The sequence below is a fragment of the Streptomyces sp. NPDC096012 genome, from assembly GCF_040426375.1.
In the GTDB taxonomy this organism is placed as follows: Bacteria; Actinomycetota; Actinomycetes; order Streptomycetales; family Streptomycetaceae; genus Streptomyces.
The window spans coordinates 378,611-400,076 of sequence record NZ_JBEOTD010000001.1 but is presented as its reverse complement, the minus strand read 5'-3'; the positions used below and the strand labels follow the sequence as shown (position 1 = coordinate 400,076).

General features: G+C 70.4%; 18 protein-coding genes, 1 tRNA gene and 1 pseudogene. 12 read left to right on the top strand and 8 right to left on the bottom strand.

Annotation, left to right across the window (positions count from 1 at the left end):
• Positions 1 to 512: 512 nt before the first annotated feature.
• Positions 513 to 1,508 carry a sigma-70 family RNA polymerase sigma factor gene (locus ABVB68_RS01910; RefSeq protein ID WP_353599039.1) on the bottom strand — a complete coding sequence of 332 codons (996 nt, stop codon included), beginning with the start codon at positions 1,506 to 1,508 and terminating at the stop codon, positions 513 to 515.
• A 188-nt stretch (positions 1,509 to 1,696) separates the two neighbouring features.
• Between ABVB68_RS01910 and ABVB68_RS01905 the strand changes: the two are divergent.
• Positions 1,697 to 2,214: pseudogene (locus ABVB68_RS01905) on the top strand (GNAT family N-acetyltransferase).
• A gap of 6 nt (positions 2,215 to 2,220) precedes the next feature.
• Here the strand turns inward: ABVB68_RS01905 and ABVB68_RS01900 are convergent.
• Complete coding sequence (locus ABVB68_RS01900; RefSeq protein ID WP_353599038.1) at positions 2,221 to 3,033, bottom strand: dioxygenase family protein; 813 nt, start codon at positions 3,031 to 3,033, stop codon at positions 2,221 to 2,223.
• A 103-nt stretch (positions 3,034 to 3,136) separates the two neighbouring features.
• Here ABVB68_RS01900 and ABVB68_RS01895 point away from each other — a divergent pair, with 103 nt between their 5' ends.
• On the top strand, positions 3,137 to 3,646 hold the full coding sequence (locus ABVB68_RS01895; protein WP_353599037.1) for a MarR family winged helix-turn-helix transcriptional regulator: 510 nt from the start codon (positions 3,137 to 3,139) through the stop codon (positions 3,644 to 3,646).
• Between the two features lie 255 nt (positions 3,647 to 3,901).
• On the opposite strand, the gene ABVB68_RS01890 is transcribed toward ABVB68_RS01895, so the two are convergent.
• Positions 3,902 to 5,443 carry an MFS transporter gene (locus ABVB68_RS01890; protein ID WP_353599036.1) on the bottom strand — a complete coding sequence of 514 codons (1,542 nt, stop codon included), beginning with the start codon at positions 5,441 to 5,443 and terminating at the stop codon, positions 3,902 to 3,904.
• A gap of 484 nt (positions 5,444 to 5,927) precedes the next feature.
• On the bottom strand, positions 5,928 to 6,575 hold the full coding sequence (locus ABVB68_RS01885) for a TetR/AcrR family transcriptional regulator (protein ID WP_353599035.1): 648 nt from the start codon (positions 6,573 to 6,575) through the stop codon (positions 5,928 to 5,930).
• Between the two features lie 599 nt (positions 6,576 to 7,174).
• Between ABVB68_RS01885 and ABVB68_RS01880 the strand changes: the two genes are divergently transcribed.
• From ABVB68_RS01880 to ABVB68_RS01865, 4 genes are all read left to right on the top strand, one after another.
• On the top strand, positions 7,175 to 8,410 hold the full coding sequence (locus tag ABVB68_RS01880) for a M6 family metalloprotease domain-containing protein (protein ID WP_353599034.1): 1,236 nt from the start codon (positions 7,175 to 7,177) through the stop codon (positions 8,408 to 8,410).
• Positions 8,411 to 8,504: 94 nt separating this feature from the next.
• Entirely contained in the window at positions 8,505 to 10,496 is a 1,992-nt protein-coding gene (locus ABVB68_RS01875) for an IclR family transcriptional regulator domain-containing protein (RefSeq protein ID WP_353599033.1), read from the top strand.
• Between the two features lie 658 nt (positions 10,497 to 11,154).
• A tRNA-Arg gene (locus tag ABVB68_RS01870) sits at positions 11,155 to 11,227 on the top strand.
• Between the two features lie 113 nt (positions 11,228 to 11,340).
• Positions 11,341 to 11,688, top strand: coding sequence for a hypothetical protein (locus tag ABVB68_RS01865; protein WP_353599032.1), 348 nt, complete (start codon positions 11,341 to 11,343; stop codon positions 11,686 to 11,688).
• Positions 11,689 to 11,777: 89 nt separating this feature from the next.
• On the opposite strand, the gene ABVB68_RS01860 is transcribed toward ABVB68_RS01865, so the two are convergent.
• Together ABVB68_RS01860 and ABVB68_RS01855 are read right to left on the bottom strand one after the other, a co-directional pair.
• Complete coding sequence (locus ABVB68_RS01860; RefSeq protein ID WP_353599031.1) at positions 11,778 to 13,016, bottom strand: tyrosine-type recombinase/integrase; 1,239 nt, start codon at positions 13,014 to 13,016, stop codon at positions 11,778 to 11,780.
• Positions 13,017 to 13,298: a helix-turn-helix domain-containing protein gene (locus ABVB68_RS01855; RefSeq protein WP_353599030.1), complete on the bottom strand. Its 282-nt coding sequence runs from the start codon at positions 13,296 to 13,298 to the stop codon at positions 13,017 to 13,019.
• 466 nt (positions 13,299 to 13,764) lie between these two features.
• Between ABVB68_RS01855 and ABVB68_RS01850 the strand changes: the two genes are divergently transcribed.
• From ABVB68_RS01850 to ABVB68_RS01830, 5 genes are all read left to right on the top strand, one after another.
• Entirely contained in the window at positions 13,765 to 14,004 is a 240-nt protein-coding gene (locus ABVB68_RS01850) for a helix-turn-helix transcriptional regulator (RefSeq protein WP_353599029.1), read from the top strand.
• 137 nt (positions 14,005 to 14,141) lie between these two features.
• Positions 14,142 to 15,392 carry a DUF3631 domain-containing protein gene (locus ABVB68_RS01845; protein WP_353599028.1) on the top strand — a complete coding sequence of 417 codons (1,251 nt, stop codon included), beginning with the start codon at positions 14,142 to 14,144 and terminating at the stop codon, positions 15,390 to 15,392.
• 182 nt (positions 15,393 to 15,574) lie between these two features.
• Complete coding sequence (locus ABVB68_RS01840; RefSeq protein WP_503005991.1) at positions 15,575 to 16,456, top strand: DUF2637 domain-containing protein; 882 nt, start codon at positions 15,575 to 15,577, stop codon at positions 16,454 to 16,456.
• 121 nt (positions 16,457 to 16,577) lie between these two features.
• Complete coding sequence (mobC, locus tag ABVB68_RS01835; RefSeq protein WP_353599148.1) at positions 16,578 to 17,228, top strand: plasmid mobilization relaxosome protein MobC; 651 nt, start codon at positions 16,578 to 16,580, stop codon at positions 17,226 to 17,228.
• Positions 17,225 to 18,934 carry a relaxase/mobilization nuclease domain-containing protein gene (locus ABVB68_RS01830; RefSeq protein ID WP_353599027.1) on the top strand — a complete coding sequence of 570 codons (1,710 nt, stop codon included), beginning with the start codon at positions 17,225 to 17,227 and terminating at the stop codon, positions 18,932 to 18,934. Before mobC ends, ABVB68_RS01830 begins: the two co-directional genes overlap by 4 nt.
• A 97-nt stretch (positions 18,935 to 19,031) precedes the next feature.
• Here the strand turns inward: ABVB68_RS01830 and ABVB68_RS01825 are convergent, their stop codons facing one another.
• Together ABVB68_RS01825 and ABVB68_RS01820 are read right to left on the bottom strand one after the other, a co-directional pair.
• Entirely contained in the window at positions 19,032 to 19,586 is a 555-nt protein-coding gene (locus tag ABVB68_RS01825) for a flavoprotein (protein ID WP_353599026.1), read from the bottom strand.
• Positions 19,583 to 20,854: a helix-turn-helix domain-containing protein gene (locus tag ABVB68_RS01820; protein ID WP_353599025.1), complete on the bottom strand. Its 1,272-nt coding sequence runs from the start codon at positions 20,852 to 20,854 to the stop codon at positions 19,583 to 19,585. The genes ABVB68_RS01825 and ABVB68_RS01820 overlap by 4 nt, the downstream gene beginning before the upstream one ends.
• A gap of 174 nt (positions 20,855 to 21,028) precedes the next feature.
• On the opposite strand from ABVB68_RS01820, the gene ABVB68_RS01815 reads away from it, so the two are divergent.
• The gene (locus tag ABVB68_RS01815; protein WP_353599024.1) at positions 21,029 to 21,466 is read left to right on the top strand and encodes an ATP-binding protein; all 438 of its coding nucleotides are present in this window, start codon (positions 21,029 to 21,031) and stop codon (positions 21,464 to 21,466) included.

Below are 21,466 nucleotides of genomic sequence, written 5' to 3'. Positions count from 1 at the left end.
TCGTGACCCGGTCGAAGGCGGGGCGACCAGGCCGATCCTGCGGTGTCGGTGTGGTGACCCGGTCGGAGATGGACCGACCCGGCCGTTCGTGCGATGTGCTGCCCGATGTGCTGCTGACCCGATGCTGCGGTCCTGCGGTGGGGTGGCGGTGCGTACCGCGGTGGTGGGTACCGCCGTGGTGAGCGTACTGCCGTGGCTGCCGTGGTGCGTACTGCGGTGTGGTGGGGAGTGCGGTCCTGGAGCCCCGCTCCTGGGCCCGGAAGGGTTGTTCCCGCCGGCCTGGGACTTGAAGCGACGGGACCACGTCATGTTTGCGCCGTCTTTCGCCACCGGGCGTACGCCGCACCGCGGGGACCCGTTCGCCCGCCCGGCACGCTCCCGCGCCGAACAGAACCGCCCTGGGCACCCCGCACCGAACGGAACCACTCTAGGCGCCACCGCACCGAACGGAGCCGTCCGACGCGCCCCGCACGGCACGGAACCGCGCGCCGCGCCCCCGCCCCCCGGCTCCGTTACGCCGCAGCGTCGAAGCCGGTGTCGCGGGCGAGCTTCTTCAGCTCGAGGAGCGCGTGCTTCTCGATCTGGCGGATGCGCTCACGGGTCAGGCCGTGCTCCTTGCCGACCTCGGTCAGGGTGCGCTCGCGGCCGTCGTCGATGCCGTAGCGCATCTTGATGATGGAGGCCGTGCGCTGGTCCAGGCGGCCGATCAGGTCGTCCAGTTCCTCACTGCGCAGCAGCGTCATCACGGACTGCTCGGGGGAGACCGCCGAGGTGTCCTCCAGCAGGTCGCCGAACTGGGTCTCGCCCTCGTCGTCCACCGCCATGTTCAGCGAGACCGGGTCGCGGGCCCAGTCGAGGACGTCGATGACGCGCTCCGGCGTCGAACCCAGCTCCGCCGCGATCTCGGCGGGCTCCGGCTCGCGGCCGTTCTCGCGGTTGAACTCGCGCTGCACTCGGCGGATGCGGCCCAGCTCCTCCACGAGGTGGACGGGCAGCCGGATGGTGCGGGACTGGTCGGCGATGGAGCGGGTGATGGCCTGGCGGATCCACCAGGTGGCGTACGTCGAGAACTTGAAGCCCTTGCGGTAGTCGAACTTCTCGACGGCGCGCACCAGGCCGGCGTTGCCCTCCTGGATCAGGTCGAGCAGCGGCAGGCCACTGCGCGGGTAGCGCCGGGCGACCGCGACGACCAGGCGGAGGTTGGAGCGGATGAAGACGTCCTTTGCCCGCTCACCCGCAGCGACCAGCGCCTCCAGCTCCTCGCGGGTGGCGTCGGCCTTGCTCTCCTCGCACCCGTCGAGGACCTGCCGCGCGAACACACCCGCCTCGATGGTCTGTGACAGCTCGACCTCTTTTGCGGCGTCGAGCAGCGGCGTGCGCGCGATCTCGTCGAGGTACATACCGACCAGGTCGCGGTCGGCGATCTCCCCACGGGCGCGAACACTGCTTGCCGAGTCGGCCGTCTCGCCGATGGCGGACTGACGACGGGCGACGGCACGGGTTGCCATGCGTGCTCCCTTGCGATGGTGGGTTGGCGGGTGGTCGTGAACGCTCGGCGCTTCGGGGACTGTCTTCGGAGTCTCTCCGAGTGCCCTGCATCCGTGGGAAACAACGACTGGAATCCGGACAGAATTCCCAACCCGCCCCCCGATTTTTCTGATCATGCAGTACCCTGTCGGCCACGCGGGGAGGCAGGATGCCGTCGGTACACGCAGAGGTGCAGGTCAGGCCGGGAGTCGAGAGCGACCTGGAGGCCCTCACGGATCTCTACAACCACTACGTGCGCGAGACGGCCATCACATTCGACACGGCCATCTCACTGCGGAAGAGCGCCGCCCTTGGCTGCTCTCCCACCCGGAAGACGGCCCGCACCGCCTGATGGTTGCGAGTGACGCGCTCTCACAGCGGATTCTGGGGTACGCCACATCCAGCCCTCACCGGCCGAAGCCCGCGTACGGCACCTCGGTGGAGACCACGGTGTACGTCGCACCGGACGCCGGCCGGCGCGGGATCGGCAGCCTGCTGTACGACGCCCTCTTCGAGGCGCTGGCCGAGCAGGACGTACACCGCGCCTACGCCGGGATCACCCAGCCGAACGAGGCCTCCCGGCGGCTGCACGCCCGTTTCGGCTTCCGGTACATCGGCACCTACCACGAGATCGGCCGCAAGTTCGGCCGCTACTGGGACGTGGCCTGGTACGAGAAGGAGCTGTGAGGCCGGTCAGCCGAACTGGACCGACCGCTTCGCCATCCCCATCCAGAACCCGTCGATGACCGATCGCTGCGCGTCGAGTTCCCCGGCCGCCTCCGCCGCGCCCATGGTCACGAAGAGCGGGGCGAAGTGCTCGGTGCGCGGGTGGGCGTAGCGGCCGGCCGGGGCCTTGTTCAGGAAGTCGAGCAGCGCGTCCCAGTCGCGGGACTCCAGGGCACGCCGGCCCCAGTCGTCGAATTCGGAGGACCAGCCCGGGACGCCGCCGGTGTGCCGCAGGGCGGCGAGGTTGTGGGTGAAGAACCCGGAGCCGACGATCAGCACGCCCTCGTCGCGCAGCGGGGCGAGCTTGCGGCCGATGTCCATCAGGCGGACCGGGTCGAGGGTGGGCATGGAGATCTGCAGGACGGGGATGTCGGCGGCCGGGAACATCTCGACGAGCGGGACGTAGGCGCCGTGGTCGAGGCCGCGGTCGGGGATGTCCTGGACGGGAGTGCCGGGGGCCCGCAGCAGCTTGCGGACGGATTCGGCCAGCCCGGGGGCGCCGGGGGCGTCGTACCGGACCCGGTAGTAATGCTCGGGGAAGCCCCAGAAGTCGTAGACCAGCGGGACGGGCTCCACCGCGCCCAGGGCGAGCGGGGCCTCCTCCCAGTGGGCGGAGATCATGAGGACGGCCCTGGGGCGGGGCAGGCCGGCGGCCCAGGCGGCGAGCTGGCCGGGCCAGACGGGGTCGTCGGCGAGCGGCGGGGCGCCGTGACTGAGGTACAGGGCGGGCAGGCGCTCCGGCGTGGCGCCCTGAGCGACGTCCTGGGCGGTGGCGGACATGGTCGCGGCTCCCGATCTCCAGATGCTTTAACTCTCAAGCTCTCATCACGAGAATACGCCTGACTTGTTCAAGTTTCAAGGAGGCGCCTCGTAGAGTTGACGCATGACTACGGCACCGGACTCCGCCGCGGGCCACCGCTGGCTCACCGACGAGGAACAGCGCGTCTGGCGCGCCTACCTGCACGCCACCACCCTGCTGGAGGACCACCTCGACCGGCAGCTCCAGCGCGACGCGGGCATGCCGCACATCTACTACGGCCTCCTCGTCGGCCTCGCCGAGGCACCGCGCCGCCGGCTGCGGATGACCGAGCTGGCGAGGAACGCGAAGATCACCCGCTCCCGGCTGTCCCACGCGATCGCCCGGCTGGAGAAGAGCGGCTGGGTGCGCCGCGAGGACTGCCCCTCCGACAAGCGCGGCCAGTTCGCCGTGCTCACCGAGGAGGGCGTGGAGGTGCTGCGGCGTACCGCGCCCGGCCATGTGACCGCCGTGCGTCAGGCGCTGTTCGACCGGCTGAGCCCGGAACAGCAGAAGGCCCTCGGCGAGATCATGGAGATCGTCGCCGAGGGCCTCCAGCCCGACGAAGCGGGTGCGGACCTGCCCTGGCTCCGCTGAGCCGCCGTACGGGCGGTCGTCGAGGCGCCGCCGTACAGGCCACCCCCGAGTCACCGCGCAGACCACGGTCAAGTCGTCGCGCAGACCGCCCTCAAGGCGCCGTACGGGCCGCCGTGCGGGCGGTCAGTGGGCGACCACCGGCCGCCGTGGGGGCGGTCAGTGGGCGACCACCGGCCGCCGTGGGGGCGGTCCGTGGGCGACCACCGGCCGCCGTGGGGGCGGTCAGTGGGCGACCACCGGCCGCCGTGGGGGCGGTCAGTGGGCGACCACCGGCACCTTGAACTCGTCCTCGGCGCCCTCGCCGGAGGCCACCGGGGTGCCGCTGCCCGGCCGGCCGGCGTTGACGAAGGTGAAGGCGATCAGCGAGGCGAGCGCGAGGATGCCGACGGCGAACCAGATCGCCGTGCTGTAGCCGTGCACCATGCCCTGCAGCCTGACCAGCTCCTGCTGCGGCTTGGCGGCCGCACCGGCGATGTGGTCCTTGACGTACGACGCGGTCGCCGAGGCGGCGATGGTGTTCAGCAGGGCGGTCCCGATCGCGCCGCCCACCTGCTGCGAGGTGTTGACCATCGCGGAGGCGACACCGGCGTCCCGGGGCTCGACGCCCTGGGTGGCCAGGGACATGGCGGGCATGAACGCCGTACCCATGCCGAGGCCGAGCAGCACCATGGCCGGCAGCAGCAGCGTGGTGTACGAGGAGTCGATCTCCAGCTGGGTCAGCAGCAGCATGCCGAGACCGGCGACCAGGAAGCCGGGGCCCATCAGCAGGCGGGCCGGCACCCGGGTCATCAGGCGGGTACCGATCTGGGTCGAGCCGGTGATCATGCCCGCCACCATCGGCAGGAAGGCGAAGCCGGACTTGACCGGCGAGTAGCCCTTCACGACCTGCAGGTAGTAGGTCAGGAAGAGGAACAGGCCGAACATGCCGATGATCGCGAGACCGAGGGAGAGGTAGATGCCGCCGCGGTTGCGGTCGGTCACCACGCGCAGCGGCAGCAGCGGGGCCTTGACCCGGGACTCGACGATCACGAACGCGAGCAGCAGCACCACGGAGCCCACGAACATCGAGACGGTCACCGCGTCGCCCCAGCCGTCGGACTCGGCGCGGGTGAAGCCGTAGACGAGCGCGACCAGGCCGAGGGTGGACAGGATCACGCCGGGGATGTCGAGCGGGGAGCGGTTGCGGCCGCCCTCCGGCTCCCGGATGACGAAGTAGGCGCCCGCCGCGGCGACGACGGCGAACGGGACGTTCACGAAGAAGGTCCAGCGCCAGTCCAGGTACTCGGTGAGGAAGCCGCCGAGGATGAGGCCGACGGCACCGCCGCCACCGGCGATCGCGCCGTAGATGCCGAACGCCTTGGCGCGTTCCTTGGCGTCGGTGAACATCACGGCCAGCAGCGACAGCGCGGCCGGCGCGAGCAGGGCGCCAAAAACACCCTGGAGGGCGCGGGCGCCGAACATCATCGTGCCGGTGGTGGCGGCACCGCCGAGCGCGGAGGCGGCGGCGAACCCGCCGAGGCCCAGCACGAAGGCGCGCTTGCGTCCCCACAGGTCGGCGATGCGGCCACCGAAGAGCAGCAGGCCGCCGAAGGCGAGGGCGTAGGCCGTGACGACCCACTGCCGGTTGCCGTCGGATATGCCGAGGTCCTGCTGGGCGGAGGGAAGGGCGATGTTCACGATGGTGGCGTCGAGGACGACCATCAGCTGGGCGAGCGCGATGAAGACGAGCGCCTTCCAGCGGTTGGCGTCACCTCTCGGTGCGGCGACGCCGGGAGCCTTGAGGGCTGTGTCGGACATGGATGTACCCACTTCGGGACCTCGTGACGGAAATGACGGAGATGACAGTGATGAGGGAGATGAAGGAAAAACGGTGAGAAAGCGGAGCTGAAGGGAACGTGCCGGCGCAGCGCGGCGCGTGGGCGCCGGTACTGGGTGCCAGGAGTGGTCTAGGTGTGGGCTCGGCGCGCACGTGGCCGGTGCCGGGTCGATGGTCGGATCGGGCGCCGGTCGGTCACCGGATCCGGCGTCGGTGGATCACCGGCTCCGGCCGGTCACCGGTTCCGCGCCGGCCGCTCATCGGCTCGGTCTGCCCGGTCGGCGCGGCTGGTGCGTTCGGCACGGCCCCGTTGCCGCCTCGATCGCTGTTGCCGTTTCGGTCGCGCTTCGGTTTCGGTCGTTGCTGCTGTTTCGCTCGCTGTTGCCGTTTCGGTCACTGTTGCCGTTACGGTCACCGGTGGTCGCTGATCGGTCGCTGGTCGGTCGCTGATCGGTCGCTGGTCTTTCAGGACGGGCGCAGCTCCTTGATCGTGACGGCCGTACCCGGCAGGGCGGAGTGGGCGGGTGCCCGCAGGCCGTCGAGGAGCAGCTGGAGGTGGCGGTGGACGAAGCGGTCGCCGTGGAGGCAGTCCGTACCGGCCGGGGGCCGGCTGAGCTGGGCCACGGCGATCAGCAGGTCGCCGACGCCGACGTCGGGCCGGAGCTGTCGGGCCGCCTTGGCCCGGCCCATGACCTCTTCCACGAGCTGCTCGACTCGCTCCCGGGAGGCTTCCAGGTCGGGGTGGTGCCGGTCGAAGCTGTCGGAGATCATCGGGCACAGCGCGCTGATCCGCTCGTCGGCGGCGGCGTGCACGAAGCGCTCCAGGGCCGCGAAGGCGTCCCCGGTCTCGGCGAGGGCCACTTCGGCCGCCTCGGCCGTCCGGTCCATGACGGAACAGACGACCTCGCGGACGAGGGCCTCGCGGTCGGGGAAGTTGCGGTACACCGTGGCGTTGCCCACGCTGGCCCGGCGGGCGATCTCGTCCAGCGGCACGTCCGGACCGTGCTCGACGAACATTTCGCGGGCGGCGGTGACGATCCGCTCCCGGTTGCGCACGGCGTCGGCACGGGGCCGGGGCACCTTGTGCGGCGCGGGGGAGGTCGCGGTCGGCACGGCGTACTCCTTCGAGGCGTTGAGGGCGATGAGGTGAGGCGCTGGGGCGATGGAGCCTTGGGGGCGATCCGGGGAGGCAATCCCCGTTTCGCTCGGACACAGGGCTAAACGGGGAACCAGTCCCCGGTTATTTCCCACCGCCGCAAAGAATCACTGTGACCTGAGCCACATTCAACATCCGCCGGACTTCACCCTCTTGCCGGCCGCGCTTCCCACGTTCGGTCTCCCCCAGCGCGCGCCCACCACCCTGCCGACACAGGGTGATCGAAAGGGTGCAGCCGGAGACCGGGGGCTGCCGTGGAGCGAGAGGTCCATGCATGCAGCCGCACTCACCCCGCCGCCGCATACACGCGCACCGCATACGCCCGGATCACATAAACCGGGCCTGCATAGGCCAGGACCGCACAGGACCGGATCGCACAAACCCAGACCGCCCAGGCCCGGACCGCACGGGCCGGGATCGTACAAGCCCGGACCGCCCAGGCCCGGACCGCACGGGCCGGGATCGCACAAGCCCAGACCGCCCAGGCCCGGATCGCACAGGCCAGGACCGCACAAGCCCGGACCGCCCAGGCCCACGCCGGATACAACCGCGCCGGGTGGCCGCCCTCGCCGCGGTGACCGTGCTGACCCTCACGGTCAGCACCTCGGCCGGGACCGGACATCTGACGGCGCCCACCACCGCCGGGCCCATCGGCCTGGCCCGCTCCACCGCCCTGTCCCCCTGCATGATCCACAGCGGTGTGGAGGTGCAGATGACCGAGGGGGTCCCCACCCCGCGCGGCTACTCCCGCTCCCTGGGGACGGTCCACGCCCTGACCCTGATGATCGATTTCTCGGACGCGCCCGGCAGGGGCAGTGCCATGGACCGCTTCCGCGAGTTCTTCCCGCAGACCCAGGAGTGGTTCCACAACGCGTCCTACGGCCGCCTCGACTACCGGCCCGAGACCCCCATCACCAGCTGGCTGCGGATGCCGAAGAGCTTCAAGGAGTACGGCATAGAGCGCGGCGCCCCCTTCGATCCCGGCTACCGGCAGCTGGTGCAGGACATCGTGGCCGCGGCCGACCCGAAGGTGGACTTCCGCTCGTACGACCTGCTGAACGTGCTGGTCACCCCGAACGCCGGCCCCTCCGCACTGGACACGGTGCTGTCCGTCAGCTTCGCCGGGAACGGGGAGGCCCCGACGGCCGACGGCGTGCCCGTCGCCAACGCCTCCTTCGTCTACTCCCGCCAGGACGACGGCTCCGGCTCCTACACCCGCACCGGCTACCGGGTGCTTCCGCACGAGAACGGCCACACGTTCGGCCTGCCCGACCTGTACACGCAGGAGGGCGGGGGCGCGGTCGGGCACTGGGACATCATGAGCGAGGACTGGGGCGCCAACAACGACGTGCTGGGCTGGCACAAGTGGAAGCTGGGCTGGCTGGACGGCAACCAGGTCGGCTGCGCGGCGGCACGGGGCAGCGCCGACTACGTCCTGACGCCGCTGTACAAGCCGGGCGGCGGCAAACTGGTCCTCATACCCGTCGACGCACGGACGGCCTATGCGCTGGAGCTGCGCACACAGGGCGGCAACGACGAGACGGTGTGCCGGCCGGGCATCCTGATCTACAAGGTGGACGCCACGGTCGACACCGGACGCGGTCCGGTCACGGTCTACGACAGCCACCCGGGCAGCGGCGGCTGCACCCGCAGCCCCAACGTCCACGCCGAACTCTCCGACGCCCCCTTCGCCCCCGGAGAAACCTTCAAGGACCCCCGCCACGCCATCACGGTGCAGGTGCTGAAGGCGGACGAGAACGACAACTACCGGGTGCGGGTCACGCGGGGGTAGGGGGCGGGGGCGCCGCCGGGGGCGGCAGAGGTGCGGAGCACACGGGGCGGCGGGGTCTACCGTAGGCGTGTCCGTACGCCGTACCGGAGAGACGATGCCCGCGAAGACCTCCCAGGATGCCGGTGACCGCGCCGAGGACGGGCCGCCGACCGGGACGGCAGGTGCCACGAGTGCGGCCGGGGCAGCCGGGGCTCCTGCGGAGGTGGTCGGCCCATTGGTGCGCGGGATCGGGGTGCTACGGCAACTGACCGAGGCGGGCGGCTCGCTGAGCCCGAGTGCGCTGGAACGGGCCACCGGGCTCGCCAGGTCCACGGTCGACCGGATCACCGCGACCCTGGCCCGCATGGGCCACGTCCGCATCGACGGCCGGGACGTCGTCCTCACCCCGCGCGTGATGGAGCTGGGCAACGCCTACCTGGCCGCCCTGCGCCTGCCCGCGCTGCTCGGCGCGCACGCCGACGCCCTGGCCGACGAACTGGACGAGTCGGTCTCCCTCGCGGTCGCCGACCTCGACGGCGTCCGCTTCATCCACCAGGCCACCCGCCGCCGGGCGATGTCCGTGAGCTTCCGCATCGGCGACCTGCTCCCGGCCGAACGCACCGCGCCGGGAGCCCTGTTCGCGACCGCATGGACGGAAGCGGACTGGGAGCGGTGGCGTACGAGGCGACGTCGGGACCCCACGGACGGCTCCTTCCCGGCGGTACCACCACGCACCGCACTCGCACCCGAGCCGACTGCCGAGGCCACGCCCGTACCCCAGCCGGCGCCGCCCCTCACACCGGATCCCAGGCCCGAACTCACTCCCCCCACGCCCGAACTCGCGCCGACCACGCCCGAACTCGCGCCGCCCACCTCAGAGTCGGCGCCCGAGCCCCGGCCCACGGCCGACGACTCCGCGAAGCCGACGGCCGACGACTTCGCGGGGCGAGTGGCGGACGAATTCGCGGGGCGGGTGGCCGACGACTTCGCGGAGCGCGTGGCCTACGACTTCACGGAGCGGGTGGCCGACGACTTCGCGGAGCGCGTGGCCTACGACTTCACGGAGCGGGTGGCCGACGACTTCGCGGAGCGGGTGGCGGAGGCGCGGCGGGTCGGCTGGGCGCTGGACGACCAGCTGATCGAACCGGGCCTGATCGCGGTGTCCGTGCCGGTGCGCGAGCCAGGCACCGGCCGCATCGCGTGCGTGGCGAGCGTGGTCAGTCACACCAGCCGGCACTCGACGGCGGACCTGCGCAGCACCCTGCTCCCCCGGTTGCGTACGGCGGTGGCGGCGATGGAGGCGGAGCTGCGGACGGCACCCCCGCCCGGGCCCGGACCCGCGCTCTCGGGCCTGGCCGCGTGGACCGGTGCCTCCAAGCAGGAACTGGGCAGGGGCTTCGTGGAGTCACTGGCCCGGGGTCTGACCGTACTGACCGCGTTCGGCGAGGGCCGCCCGGCGCTGCCCCTGACCGAGGTGGCACGTGCGACCGGCCTGTCCCGGGCCACCGCCCGCCGGGCGCTGATCACCTACGAGCACCTGGGCCTGGTGGCCGCGCACCCCGACCGCACCTTCACCCTCACCCCGCGTGTGCTGGACCTGGGCTTCCCACCACTGTCGCGCAGCACGCTGCCCCGGCTGGCCGAGCCCCGTCTGCGGGCGCTGACGGACCGGTTGCACGAGGCGACGGCGCTGGCGGTGCTGACGGCTGACGGCACCCAGATCCAGTACACGGCGGGGGCGGGGGCGAGCCGGGTCCTGACCGTGCACATCACCGTGGGCACCCGGCTGCCGGCCGAGGAGACCTCGCTCGGCCGCGTCCTGCTGGCCGACACCGCCGAACCACCGCCCCCGGCACTTGCCGGGATCCGCGAGCGGGGCTACGCGCTCGTCGACGAGGAGCTGGAGTCCGGGCTCCGGTCGATCGCCGTGCCGGTACGGGACCGGGAGGGCCGGACGGTCGCCGCGGTGAACGTCGCGACCCACGCGGCCCGGCGCACGGTCGAGGACTGCGTACGGGACCTGCTCCCCGAACTGCGCGCGACCGCCGACCGCATCCAGGACGACCTGCGCACCGCCTCCGCCTTCACCCCGGTCCCGCTGCTGTGACGTCCCCGCCTCCGACAGGCGACGACGACGGCGAACCCCATCCCCGCGCCCCGCACCGTTTCCCCACGGTGCCCACGCTCGCCCCACCGGTGGACCGATTGCAGCGCCGTCGTGCCTTCCCGGGGCTCGTACCGTACGCCTGGTCCGACACGCCGAACGCCCCGTGCAGGCGCCCGGTGTTGAGGCCCGGCGGGCCGACCGTATGCGAGGTCCTCACGTCCCGGCCCGCGTCCGTCCAGACCTGCCCGCTACGGGCCACCGCCTGGTCGGAGGACTCCTTCAGGACGCTCCTCCGGCGCGAAAACCCGATGCCTCCCTGTGGAACGGACGTCTCATCTCCCACGGACTCAAAGCCGAGCACCTCCTGACCCTGGGGGTTCGTCCACGTCCGGAACCCGGCCGGCCGCGCACTGCACGAGGGAGGTCGTGCCGAGCCACCCAGCCCGGGACTCCCCCTCCCACCCTGCTCTCACCACCAGCGGCCGCCCGAGCCCCGATCCGGTACTCTGTGGATCGAGCGCTCTGGCGGGCGTTGCGCCGTACCACGCGGGCTCCGCGTGACCCTACGACGTTGCAGCGCCAGGTCGCCCAGGGCTTGATCAAGAGACCCGGCCACGACTCGTCCGTCGAGTTCCGTGCAAGGTTTCGCACAAGCCCGGCCTTCGTAGCTCAGGGGATAGAGCACCGCTCTCCTAAAGCGGGTGTCGCAGGTTCGAATCCTGCCGGGGGCACAGCAAAACGCCAGGTCAGAGGCCCTTCCGTCCATCGGACGGGAGGGCCTTCGTACTCGCAGCACACATATGGCACACATGCGGCTGCGGGCGGAGGTGGGGAGCTGTGCGAGATGCCCGCAAAGGACGAGCTGGCCCGGCGCCGGTACGAGAGGCTGGTCGCCCGGCTTGAGTCGCTGATGCGGGCCGCGCTGAAGCCGGCGTACAAGGGGTACTACGGGCAGCTGATCCTTGGCGCTGACGATCTTGCGGAGATGGGCGAGCTCAAGGACGTCCGGCGTGCCGCCAGGGAAGCGGGACGGCGTCTCGGCTGGAAGACGACCACCCACCTCGTCGGTGGGAGGCTCTTCGTCCTCGACGAGCGCGAGGTGCCCGAGAGCATCGAGCGGTTGGCTGGGGATGCGGCCGCTGCTGCGATGGACCGGTTCTGGGAGGAAAGCCGTCGGCCGCGACTGACCTGATCCGAGGAAGACGCAAGGGGGCACCCCACCGCATCAGCGCGGTGGGGTGCCCCTTCGGTTACGGCGCTCCGGCACGGGTTAGGCACACATCACGCGGCGCCTTCCTCCAGGGCGGCCACGGTCTCGGCCGCCTCACGGGCCTTCCGCTCCGCTTTCTCCAGCTTGGCCTTCGCCTTGGCCATTTGCTTGGAGCGGCGCTTGTGCATCTTCTTCGAGACCTCGTCCAGTCGGTCCGGGAAGAGGTGGCCATACGTGTCCAACGTCAGGGTCGCGGACTTGTGGCCCAGCATCGTCTGTACGACGTTGACGTCCGCGCCACTGGCGATGGCGAGCGAGGCCGCCGTGTGCCGCAGTTTGTGCGGGGTGACCCTGAGGTGGCCCAGCCCGGCCTTCACGACCGCCGGTGCGAAGAACCGCTGACGGAAATTACGGGCCCTCAGCGGTCCGCCCTGCGGGGCAGTGAAGAGCAACTCCTCATCTCCCCGCTCCTGAACGTGCGGCTTCAACTCCTCTACGAGGAACCGCGGGATCGGTACGGACCGCCGCTCATGGTTCTTGGGGGTGTCGAGGTAGAGCTTGCCGTTGTCCTCGGCGTACGCCTCGACGATGTGGGCCCGGCAGGAGGCCAGGTCCACGCGGCCCACCTTCAGCGCCGACGCCTCACCCCAGCGCAGACCGGTATAGGCCAGCAGCAGGATGAACACCCGGTAGGCGCCCGACGCGTTGGCCAGTGCGTCGACCTGCATGTCGTCGAGGTACACGTGGTCGGCAGGCGCCGCCTTCGGCAGGGGCACGCCGACAGCCGGGTTGACCGCCAGACGACGGGCCTTGACCGCGTAGCCGAGAACGCGGCTGAGGACGACGTAAGCCTTGCGGACCGACCGGGGGCTGAGCTTCCTGCCGCCGGTCGCCTCGCCGGACAGCAGGTCCGCAAGCCACTTGGCGATGTCCTCGAAGTGGATGCGGTCCAGCGGGGTGGTGCCCCATCTGGGGATCACGTGGACGTCGAGAACGCCGCGATAGCGGCCCCGGGTTGAACGCTTGAGATGGATCTGCGCAGACAGCCAGGACTCGGCTACCTCTGCGAACTTCACTCGTGCGGCGGCCGGATCACGGTAGGAGCCGTCATTGAGACGGGACTCCATCCTCGTCCGCTCCGCCTCGGCGTCGACCTTGCGGGTGAAGGTCTTCATCTTCGGCTTGCCGTCAGGGTCGTACCAGCGGACTCGGTAGCGACCGGGTGGCGTACGGCCCGCCCGCTTGGCATCAGCTGCGGCACGCGCGTACGCCGCGTGCCCTATGCGGTCCTCGATCCAGACTCGCGCCAACTAGCACCCCTCTCGGTCGCCGCTGGTCACCGACGGTAGCGGCAGGAGTAGCGTGGCGGCGGGGATGCCCAGCGCGGTGGCGATCACGACGAGGTCGTCGATGTCGCAGCGACGGCGCGCGCGTTCGGTTCGGCTGAGGGCGGTGTTGGTCATCGGTCGGCCCAGCGCAGTGCAGCGAGCGGCGAGCTGGTGCTGGGTCAGGCCGCGCACGAGGCGTAGGTGCTCGATGGCGCGGGCGGTGTGGAGGCCGGCGGGGCCTATCTCGACAGGTCGGGTTGCCATAACAGGTAGCTGTAACTTGCGGCCGGGCGCTATGGCAAAAGTTGGTTCTTAAACTCTACAGAAGTCACCCGAGGACCGCGTGGCGTTCCTCTCATCGAATTCTGGCACATCACGAGCCGTCCCTTCGGGAATGCCGTGCTACCTTCCCATCGCGCACTGAGTATGGGCGATTAGAGCAGGTATCAGCCGAACAGTGCACCAGGTTCATCGGATGACACCCGCGCACTCCGCAACACCGCCGACCTGCGGAGGTATCGGATTCCGACACCTCTACCGATAACTTCGCCGTAAAAAATTTCGGGTTCCGTGGAAGCGATTTTGGCAACCGCTCATCCACCCTTACTGTTTTCGCCTCCCCAGCCACGCTGAGAGAAGTAGTACAGAGTTTCAGAACCAACTCTGGACTTCTCTCCGTGAGGTGTGGCTGTGTTGTCCAGGCCGTTGTCCAAGACCGAAAAGGAGCCCCGTGCCGACCTCTTCTCCCCGTAGCACCAATGCCCCTGCAACCGCTGCAGCTGCCCGTGGCCCGCTGGCCACCCCTGCTGAGGTCGCCGCCTTTCTCGGGGTGCCGGTGAAGACCCTCTACCAGTGGAAGTACCGGGGCATCGGCCCCAACGTGCACAAGGTCGGTCGCCACCTGCGCTACCGCTGGCCCGAGGTGGACGACTGGGTGAACGCCCAGTCCGCGTACGACCTCACGGCCTGAAGCCGCCCTACCGGGACAACGAAACGGCTCTCGGCGAGCCACCGCCGAGAGCCGCAGAGTCCCTGCCGTCATCGCCCTTGAACGATCGAATCGGTGGGCCGGACCTTGCCCGTCCGGCCCACCGGGAAGGAACGCCTATGGACGAAACTACGTCCCCCACCACCCCCGCCGCATCCTCGATACCCGCCTGGCCGCCCGTCGCCGTCCCCAGCCAGGATCCTGCCTTGGGTGCCTCCGCAGCGGACGACGAGCGAGGGCAGGCCAGCGAAGGCGCGCAGCTGCTGGACGAGCTGCGGGAAGCCATCGCGCGGTACGTGATCCTGCCCAGCAGCGACGCGCTGACCGCCGTCACGCTGTGGGTGGCGACCACGCACATCCAGCCAGCGCTCCAGCACGCGCCCCGTCTGGCGGTGGTCGGACCGGCGAAACGGTGCGGGAAGTCCCGCCTGCTGGATGTGATCACGGAGACCGTGCGCGAGCCGTTGATCACCGTGAACACGAGCCCGGCGGTCGTCTTCCGCGCCATCGGTGACGACCCGCCCACCCTGCTGGTGGACGAGGCCGACACCATCTTCGGCAGCATCAAGGCCGCCGAGAAGAACGAGGAGCTGCGCGGCCTGCTCAACGCCGGCCACCAGCGCAACCGGCCCGCCCTGCGCATCTCCGGGCCCGAGCACAAGCCGCAGGCGTTCCCCACCTTCGCCATGGCCGCGCTCGCCGGTATCGGAGACCTGCCGGACACGGTCATGGACCGGGCTGTGGTGATCCGTATGCAGCGGCGCAAGCCAGGTGAGCGGGTGGAGCAGTTCCGCTCCCGCCGCGACATCCCCGCCCTGCACGCCCTACGTGACCGGCTGACCGCCTGGCTGCGCCCGCTGATGGACACCGCAGCCGACCTCGTGCCGCCGATGCCGGTGCAGGACCGAGCGGCGGACACCTGGGAGCCGCTGGTGGTCGTCGCCGAACTGGCAGGCGGCCCCTGGCCGAAGAGGGCACAGGAAGCGTGTGCAGCGATGTGCGCGGCCGAGGTCGGCCAGGACGACGAGGCCAACATCAAGACGCGCCTGCTGAAGGACATCCGCCGCGTCTTCGCGTGCTACAGCGATCCCGACACCGTGCGCACACGGGACCTGCTGGAAGAACTCCTCAAGGACCAGGAGGCTCCTTGGGCGGAGTACCGCAACACCGGACTGACCCCGCGCTACCTGGGGATCTTGTTGAAGGACTTCGGTATCCAGGCGGCCGTCCTCCGCTTCGAGGGCGGACGGCAGGCCCGGGGATTCACCCGCGCGCAGTTCACCGACGCCTGGGCCCGCTACTGCCCCGAGGAGCAGCCACCCGGCAGCAGCGGTGAGACCACAGGTCACGGGTCGCCCGTCCACCCGTAAACACCCGTCGCACACGTCGCACCGCAGGTCAGCCCCGTGACGGGTCCGGCGACTGTGACGGGTCCTCCCGTATCACCCCAGGCTCCCGTACCTGCCCTGACCAGGCATGCGACGGGTGCGACGAGTCCGCCGCCCTCCCCGCCTCCTGCCTCTTGCACCCGTCTTCCCCCTGGAGTGCACGCTTGCCCTCACGCATCGCCCAAGCCTCCGTGCCGGTACTGACAGTAGCGATCCGCCTCGGGGTCGCCCTCGTCGGCACGATCGGCTTCGCCCTCTCCTACGACGCCCTGCGGCAGATGGCCGTCGCCATCCACGTGCGCGGAGTCCTCACTTACGCCTTCCCCCTCGTGATCGACGGGTTCATCGCCATCGGCGTCGCCGCCCTGCTCATCCTGCGCACCGCACCCTGGCGATCGCGTCTGTACGTCTGGGCACTGGTCGGCCTCGCCACCGTCACCAGCATCTGGGCGAACGCTCTGCACGCCGTCCGCCTCAACCAGCAGGCGCACACCGCCGGCCTCCACCTGGACGACGTGACCGTCGGCGCCCTGTCCGCCATCGCCCCACTCGCACTGGCCGGCGCCGTACACCTCGACCTGGTCATCCGCCGCCATCCCACGCCTCGCGCCCAGGAGGTCGCCGCCACAACGAGCCACACCTCCAGCCACAGCCACAACGGCACGCACAGCGGCAAGCCGCCTGCCCATTCGCAAGACGACGGCTTCCTCCCGAAGCCGGCACCGAGCGCGCCCGACGTGCCCCAGCCCCCAGACGTGGCGGAAGCAGCCGTCAACGTGCCGGAGGCCCCGAAACCTCTCGCCAAAGAAGAAGGACACGAGCGGGACGCCACGTTCGACGAACTCCTCGCCATCGCCCGCACCGCACCGCTGGGACGCGGAGACCGTGCCTCACGCCGCAACATCGAGGCAGCCATCCGAGCCGCCAGACACCGCATCGGCAAGGACCGCCTGACCCAGATCAAGGACCAGGTACAGGCCGAACTCGACCAAGCCGCGCCTCAGCAGCAGACCGAGTCCGACATGGAACCCGCCGGCGCCCACTGAGCCCGCCGCCGACCATCGCCCTTCGCGCTCGATTCCTTGCGCTCGACCCTCGCACGGGGACGAGCAGCCCACGTTGGAATCAACGCGACCTCTTCCCCAACACCGCATGGAGAACTACTCAATGCACGACCGGCATCACCAACTGCCCACCGATCAGGCGCAGATGACTACTACCGCCACCGGCGCAGCAAGGTATGGCGTTGGACCGTCCAAGGGCCGATCCAACGCGAACATCTCCGCCCCGGGGGTGGCGGAGGACCTCGGGCACCGGGGGGTGCCCGAGGAGGAAACGCCCGCCAGCGCGGCCGAGCAGTCCCCCACCGCGCCCGCCAACGAAGTCACCCTGCGTCGTATCGCTCGACGCCGTGCCCGCGAGATTGTCCAGCGCAAGCAGCGTGTCGACGTCCGCTACAGCGTCGACGAGAAAGTCCGGATCCTCACCCGCGCCCGCAAGATGGGCATCGCCGGCGCCCACCTCGTCGGCGCCGTGATCATGGCCTACCTCGACGGCGATCTCACCGTGGGCTTGCCCGGGCAGCGCACCCAACTCGATGACTGCCTCGACAAGCTCGACGCTCTGCGGGCCAAGGTCGCCCGCATCGGCAGCAACGTCAACCAGATCGCCCACCGCCTCAACGCCGGCGGCGATCCACACCCTGTGGACACCGCTATCCTCGCCCAGACCGAACGCACCCTGGACGCCGTCCGCGCCGCCATCGGCGACATCGCGCAGACCATGAACCACGCCGTCTCCGCGAAGGCGGCCCGGTGATCGCCAAGATCAGCAGCGGCAAGAGCACCGCCGGCCTGATCCGCTACCTGTTCGACACGAAGAAGGCCAAGGACCACACCGACCCGCACCTGGTCGCCTCCTGGGACGGCTTCGCGCCCGACCCCGGCCGCGCCGACGACGTCGATGCCGCGAAGAAGCGCCTCGTGGCCGACCTCGACCTGCGAGTCAAGCAAGCCCGCCGACTGGGCCGCGCACCCGAGCGGCATGTGTGGCACTGCTCCATTCGTGCCGCCCCCGGCGACCGGCACCTCACCGACCCCGAGTGGGCGCACATCGCACACCGCATTGTGGCGGCCACCGGCATCGCACCCGAAGGCGACCCCGACGGGTGCCGGTGGGTCGCCGTCCGCCACGCCGATGACCACATCCACATCGCCGCCACCAAGGTCCGAGGCGACCTGCGCACCGCCCGCCACTGGAACGACTACCTGAAGGCCGACAAAGAACTCGCCGCCGTCGAGAAGGAATACGGCCTGAATCAGGTCGTGCGCGGCGACCGTACCGCCGCCAAGCGCCCCACCCGCGCCGAGACGGAAAAGGCCCGCCGCACCGGCACGACTCTGACCTCTCGCGAGCGCCTGCGCACCACCGTCCGCCAGCTGGTGTCCGTCGCCACCAGCCCGGAGGAGTTCCTCCATCTACTCGACGGCGTCGAGGGCGTCCTCATCGACGTCCGACACTTCCCCTCCGGTGACGTGCGCGGGTACAAGGTCGCCGTGGAAGGCGACACCAACGCCGCTGGCGAGCCGATCTGGTTCTCCGGCGCCAAACTCGCCCCCGACCTGTCCTTCCCCAAGATCGCGGAGCGCCTGACCGCCATCGAGGCCCCGCCCGCAGCTGAGCCGGGCAGCCTGCGCCAGCCCAACCCGTGGCACCAGGCCACCGCCGCGGCCGAGCGCATCCCCTACCACCTCGACCACAGCGACGACGCAGCCGCCCAGGCCCACATCGCGGCCCTCGGCGAAGCCATCGACATCCTGCCGCTGCTTGCCCCCAGCCACCTGCGGCCACAACTGCAGCAGGCCGCCACCGCGTTCGAACGCGCCACCCGCTCCCGCATCCGCGCCCAGCAAGCCCAGGCCCGCGCCCTGCGGGGTGCCGTCCGCGCCCTGCGCACCTCACCGGTCGCCGGCGACGGGTCCGGGCTGGCGATGTTCCTCGACATCGCCGTCCTCGTCGTCATCACCGCAGCCCGCTGGCACCAGGCCCGCCGGCACGACCAGCAGGTCGCCGCCGCCCACCAGGCCCTGGTCCATCTCCAGGCCGCCTACCAACAGGCTACTGCCGGGCCGCTGGCCGCCCTGGCCCGGCGCAAGCCACCGGCCCACACCACGGAACGGCACGCCCAGCGCATCCTCATGATCCTGCCCGACCACGCCCAGCAAGTCCTCGACGATCCCGCGTGGCCTGCACTGGCTGCCGCCCTAACCGAAGCCGAGACCACCGGCCACGATCCCGAACAGCTCCTCCAGCACGCGGCACGGCAGCGCACCCTGGACGACGCCCGCTCCACCGCCAAGACCCTCACCTGGCGTATCCAACGCCTCGCCGCCCGGCAGGTCCGCAGCGACCGAGCACGAGCTACCCAAGCCCGCACCAGCGGTGCAGCCCTACCGGCACAGCCTGGCCAGACTCCATCCAGCCCGTCGCAGCCCGGCCTGGCGGCACCTACTCGACACCGGTAATGCCGGCGCTGACGGCCTCGCGGGCAGCGAGGCCGTCAGCGGGCGCGAAGGTACCTGTCGCATCCACTTTCAGGTTTCCCACACCGAAGGAACAGCGTCACCGCACCGTGCTGACCAGAGGCTCCAGCAGCTCCAGTGCTTCCTCCCAGCGGAAGCGTTCCGCCGCGCCGCCGGCCCTCGGCCGGTGCGGTTCGCAGGAACCGATCAGGACACCCATCCCCCGCAGCCGGTCCAGGCTCTGCTGGTAGGCGGGGTGGGCGGCCTGGGCGGAGTTCAGGTAGGGCAGGGCCACGGTCGGAATGCCCATGCCGTACGCCTCGCACAGGATCCCCAGGGCGAGGGTGTCGGAAATGCCGGCGGCCCATTTGTTGATCGTGTTGAAGGTGGCGGGAGCCACGGCGATCGCGTCCGCCGGGGGCAGGGGGCGCGGGTCTCCCGGTGAACGCCAGGCGGAGCGGATCGGGTAGCCGGTCTGTGCCTCGATCGCCTTGGTGTCGACGAAGCCGAATCCCTGCGGTGTGGCGATGACGCCGACGTCCCAGTTCGCCTCCTGGGCGGCGGTGATGAGCTTGCCGACGTCACGGGCCACGCCTGCCGCGCACACGACGACGTACAGGAAGGGCTTCTTGTCCGGGGCGGTCGGTTCGGTCACGCGGGGACTCCCAGTTGGCGGCTGAAGTGGTGCAGTTCCGGCAGGGTACGACGGCGGTCACGGGCGGCCATGTCGGCGACCAGGTTGCGGACGTCGGGGCGGCGAATGTCCTGGGCGGCGCAGGTCTCGGCGATGCGCAGGGCCTGGTAGCCGTCGGCGAGGCGGCCCTGCTGGCTGTAGGCGCGGGCCGCCTCGACCCATAGTGCCGCCCGGCGTTCGGGGACCGGAATGTGCCGGCGCATGAGGGGCCGGGCCGCCTGGAGGGCAAGGCCAGCGTCCCCAAAGGCCACCAGGGCGCTCAGCTCGTGCAGGGCGACATTGGTCGGACTGAAGGTGGCCCAGGCGTCGGGCCGGTCCAGGGTCACGTACTGGGAGACTTCCTTGGCCTCGGTGAGGAATTCCTTCGTGGCCGCGCGGTCACCGCGACTGCTGGCCGCGGTCACACCGCGCAGGAGCAGCAGTCCTACAGCGGCGAGGTACTTCGGCGAACGGCGGTCGTAGGAGCCGGTGAGCTGGTCGGCAGTGTGCCGGACGAGAGTGACGGCCTCGGTGGCGTGCCTCTCTCGGACCATGACGTGGGCCTGGACGCGGACGCTGGAGGCCAGGACCACTGGATCCCCTGAGCGTTCGGCCTCGGCCATCGCCCGGCCGACGGCCAGCCACGCGTTGCCCTGGTCGTGCTGCTTGAGCAGCAGGCTCGTCGCCGTCTGGTACGCCGTGGCCAGGAGCCGGGACACCGTATCCCTGTCCGTCGCCTCAGCGGCCGCCAATCGCAGGTCGGCGATCAGGCTCGGGAGGGTGCGCTCCAACTCTGTGTAGTGGCAGGTGTGGAAAAGCCTGAGTGCTGATCCAACGCGTTCGTACAGGACGGCCGTGTCCTGCGGGCCACCGGTACCCGCAGGGCCGGGACTGGGCAGGAGGGCCTGGACGAGGGCGGTGTGCGAGGCCGTAGAGCCGGCCGGGGCCGCGAGCGCTGCGATGCTCGCGGCGAGGAAGGTGCGGCGGTGCATGTCGTCAGTTTCTTGATCGGCGGCGGAGACGTCCTGAGTCAAGACGAGGCCCAACTCATGTGCCGGGATGTTCAGTTCCTGCGCGACGGCGCGTAGTACGCGAATGTCCTCTGTGCCACGACCGCTCTCCAGACGGCTCACCTTGGACTGGTGATACCCGAGCGCTGCGGCCACGTCGTGCTGCGAACGCCGCTGTAACACCCGTGCCCGACGGATCCGTTCTCCGATCCGTCTCGCTTCCTCATGCGCGTCGGCCATCTGCCACGGCTCCTTCCGCCGTCGCTGATCCTGCCTGCTCAATCGAGCATAGGTCAGCCGTAGTTGGCGGTGATGCAGCTCCTGCATAAGTCATGCAGCGCCCGCGCACGAGCTAACCACTCACGGCGACGGGCTGGTTGCTTGGTGTGGCCCACCTACACCGGGAGGCCGCCCATGGAAGCGCACCAGCTCACTCTTACCCTGCCCCCGACGCCTGTCGCAGCGACCGCGGCCCGGCACCAGGCCGTGAGCGCGATAGTGGGCTGGGACAAGGAGCTGAGCACCGAGATGGTGCGCACGGCTGAGCTGCTGGTCAGTGAGCTCATCACCAACGCTGTCCAGTATGCCGGCACCGGGTCGGTCTCACTCGCGGTCTGTCTCGACGAGGCCGTCCTGCGGATCGAGGTCTGCGACACAAGCCCGGTACTGCCCCAACCGGCTCTGCCCGATGCGGACAGCGAGGGCGGCCGGGGCCTCTTTCTCGTCGCTGCTCTCGCCGACCGGTACCACGCCGAACCGACCGAGACCGGCAAGCGCTGCTGGGCCGAAATCGACCTGACCAGCAAACCCAGCCAGGAAGTCGCCTGTTTCCTTCCCTTCCAGAGGAGTTGA

Bases quoted from the DNA above. Each gene is read 5' to 3' on its own strand.
- ABVB68_RS01910 (WP_353599039.1), bottom strand. From the start codon at position 1,508: ATGGCAACCCGTGCCGTCGCCCGTCGTCAGTCCGCCATCGGCGAGACG.
- ABVB68_RS01900 (WP_353599038.1), bottom strand. From the start codon at position 3,033: ATGTCCGCCACCGCCCAGGACGTCGCTCAGGGCGCCACGCCGGAGCGC.
- ABVB68_RS01895 (WP_353599037.1), top strand. From the start codon at position 3,137: ATGACTACGGCACCGGACTCCGCCGCGGGCCACCGCTGGCTCACCGAC.
- ABVB68_RS01890 (WP_353599036.1), bottom strand. From the start codon at position 5,443: ATGTCCGACACAGCCCTCAAGGCTCCCGGCGTCGCCGCACCGAGAGGT.
- ABVB68_RS01875 (WP_353599033.1), top strand. From the start codon at position 8,505: ATGCCCGCGAAGACCTCCCAGGATGCCGGTGACCGCGCCGAGGACGGG.
- ABVB68_RS01865 (WP_353599032.1), top strand. From the start codon at position 11,341: ATGCCCGCAAAGGACGAGCTGGCCCGGCGCCGGTACGAGAGGCTGGTC.
- ABVB68_RS01855 (WP_353599030.1), bottom strand. From the start codon at position 13,298: ATGGCAACCCGACCTGTCGAGATAGGCCCCGCCGGCCTCCACACCGCC.
- ABVB68_RS01845 (WP_353599028.1), top strand. From the start codon at position 14,142: ATGGACGAAACTACGTCCCCCACCACCCCCGCCGCATCCTCGATACCC.
- mobC (WP_353599148.1), top strand. From the start codon at position 16,578: ATGCACGACCGGCATCACCAACTGCCCACCGATCAGGCGCAGATGACT.
- ABVB68_RS01820 (WP_353599025.1), bottom strand. From the start codon at position 20,854: ATGGCCGACGCGCATGAGGAAGCGAGACGGATCGGAGAACGGATCCGT.
- ABVB68_RS01815 (WP_353599024.1), top strand. From the start codon at position 21,029: ATGGAAGCGCACCAGCTCACTCTTACCCTGCCCCCGACGCCTGTCGCA.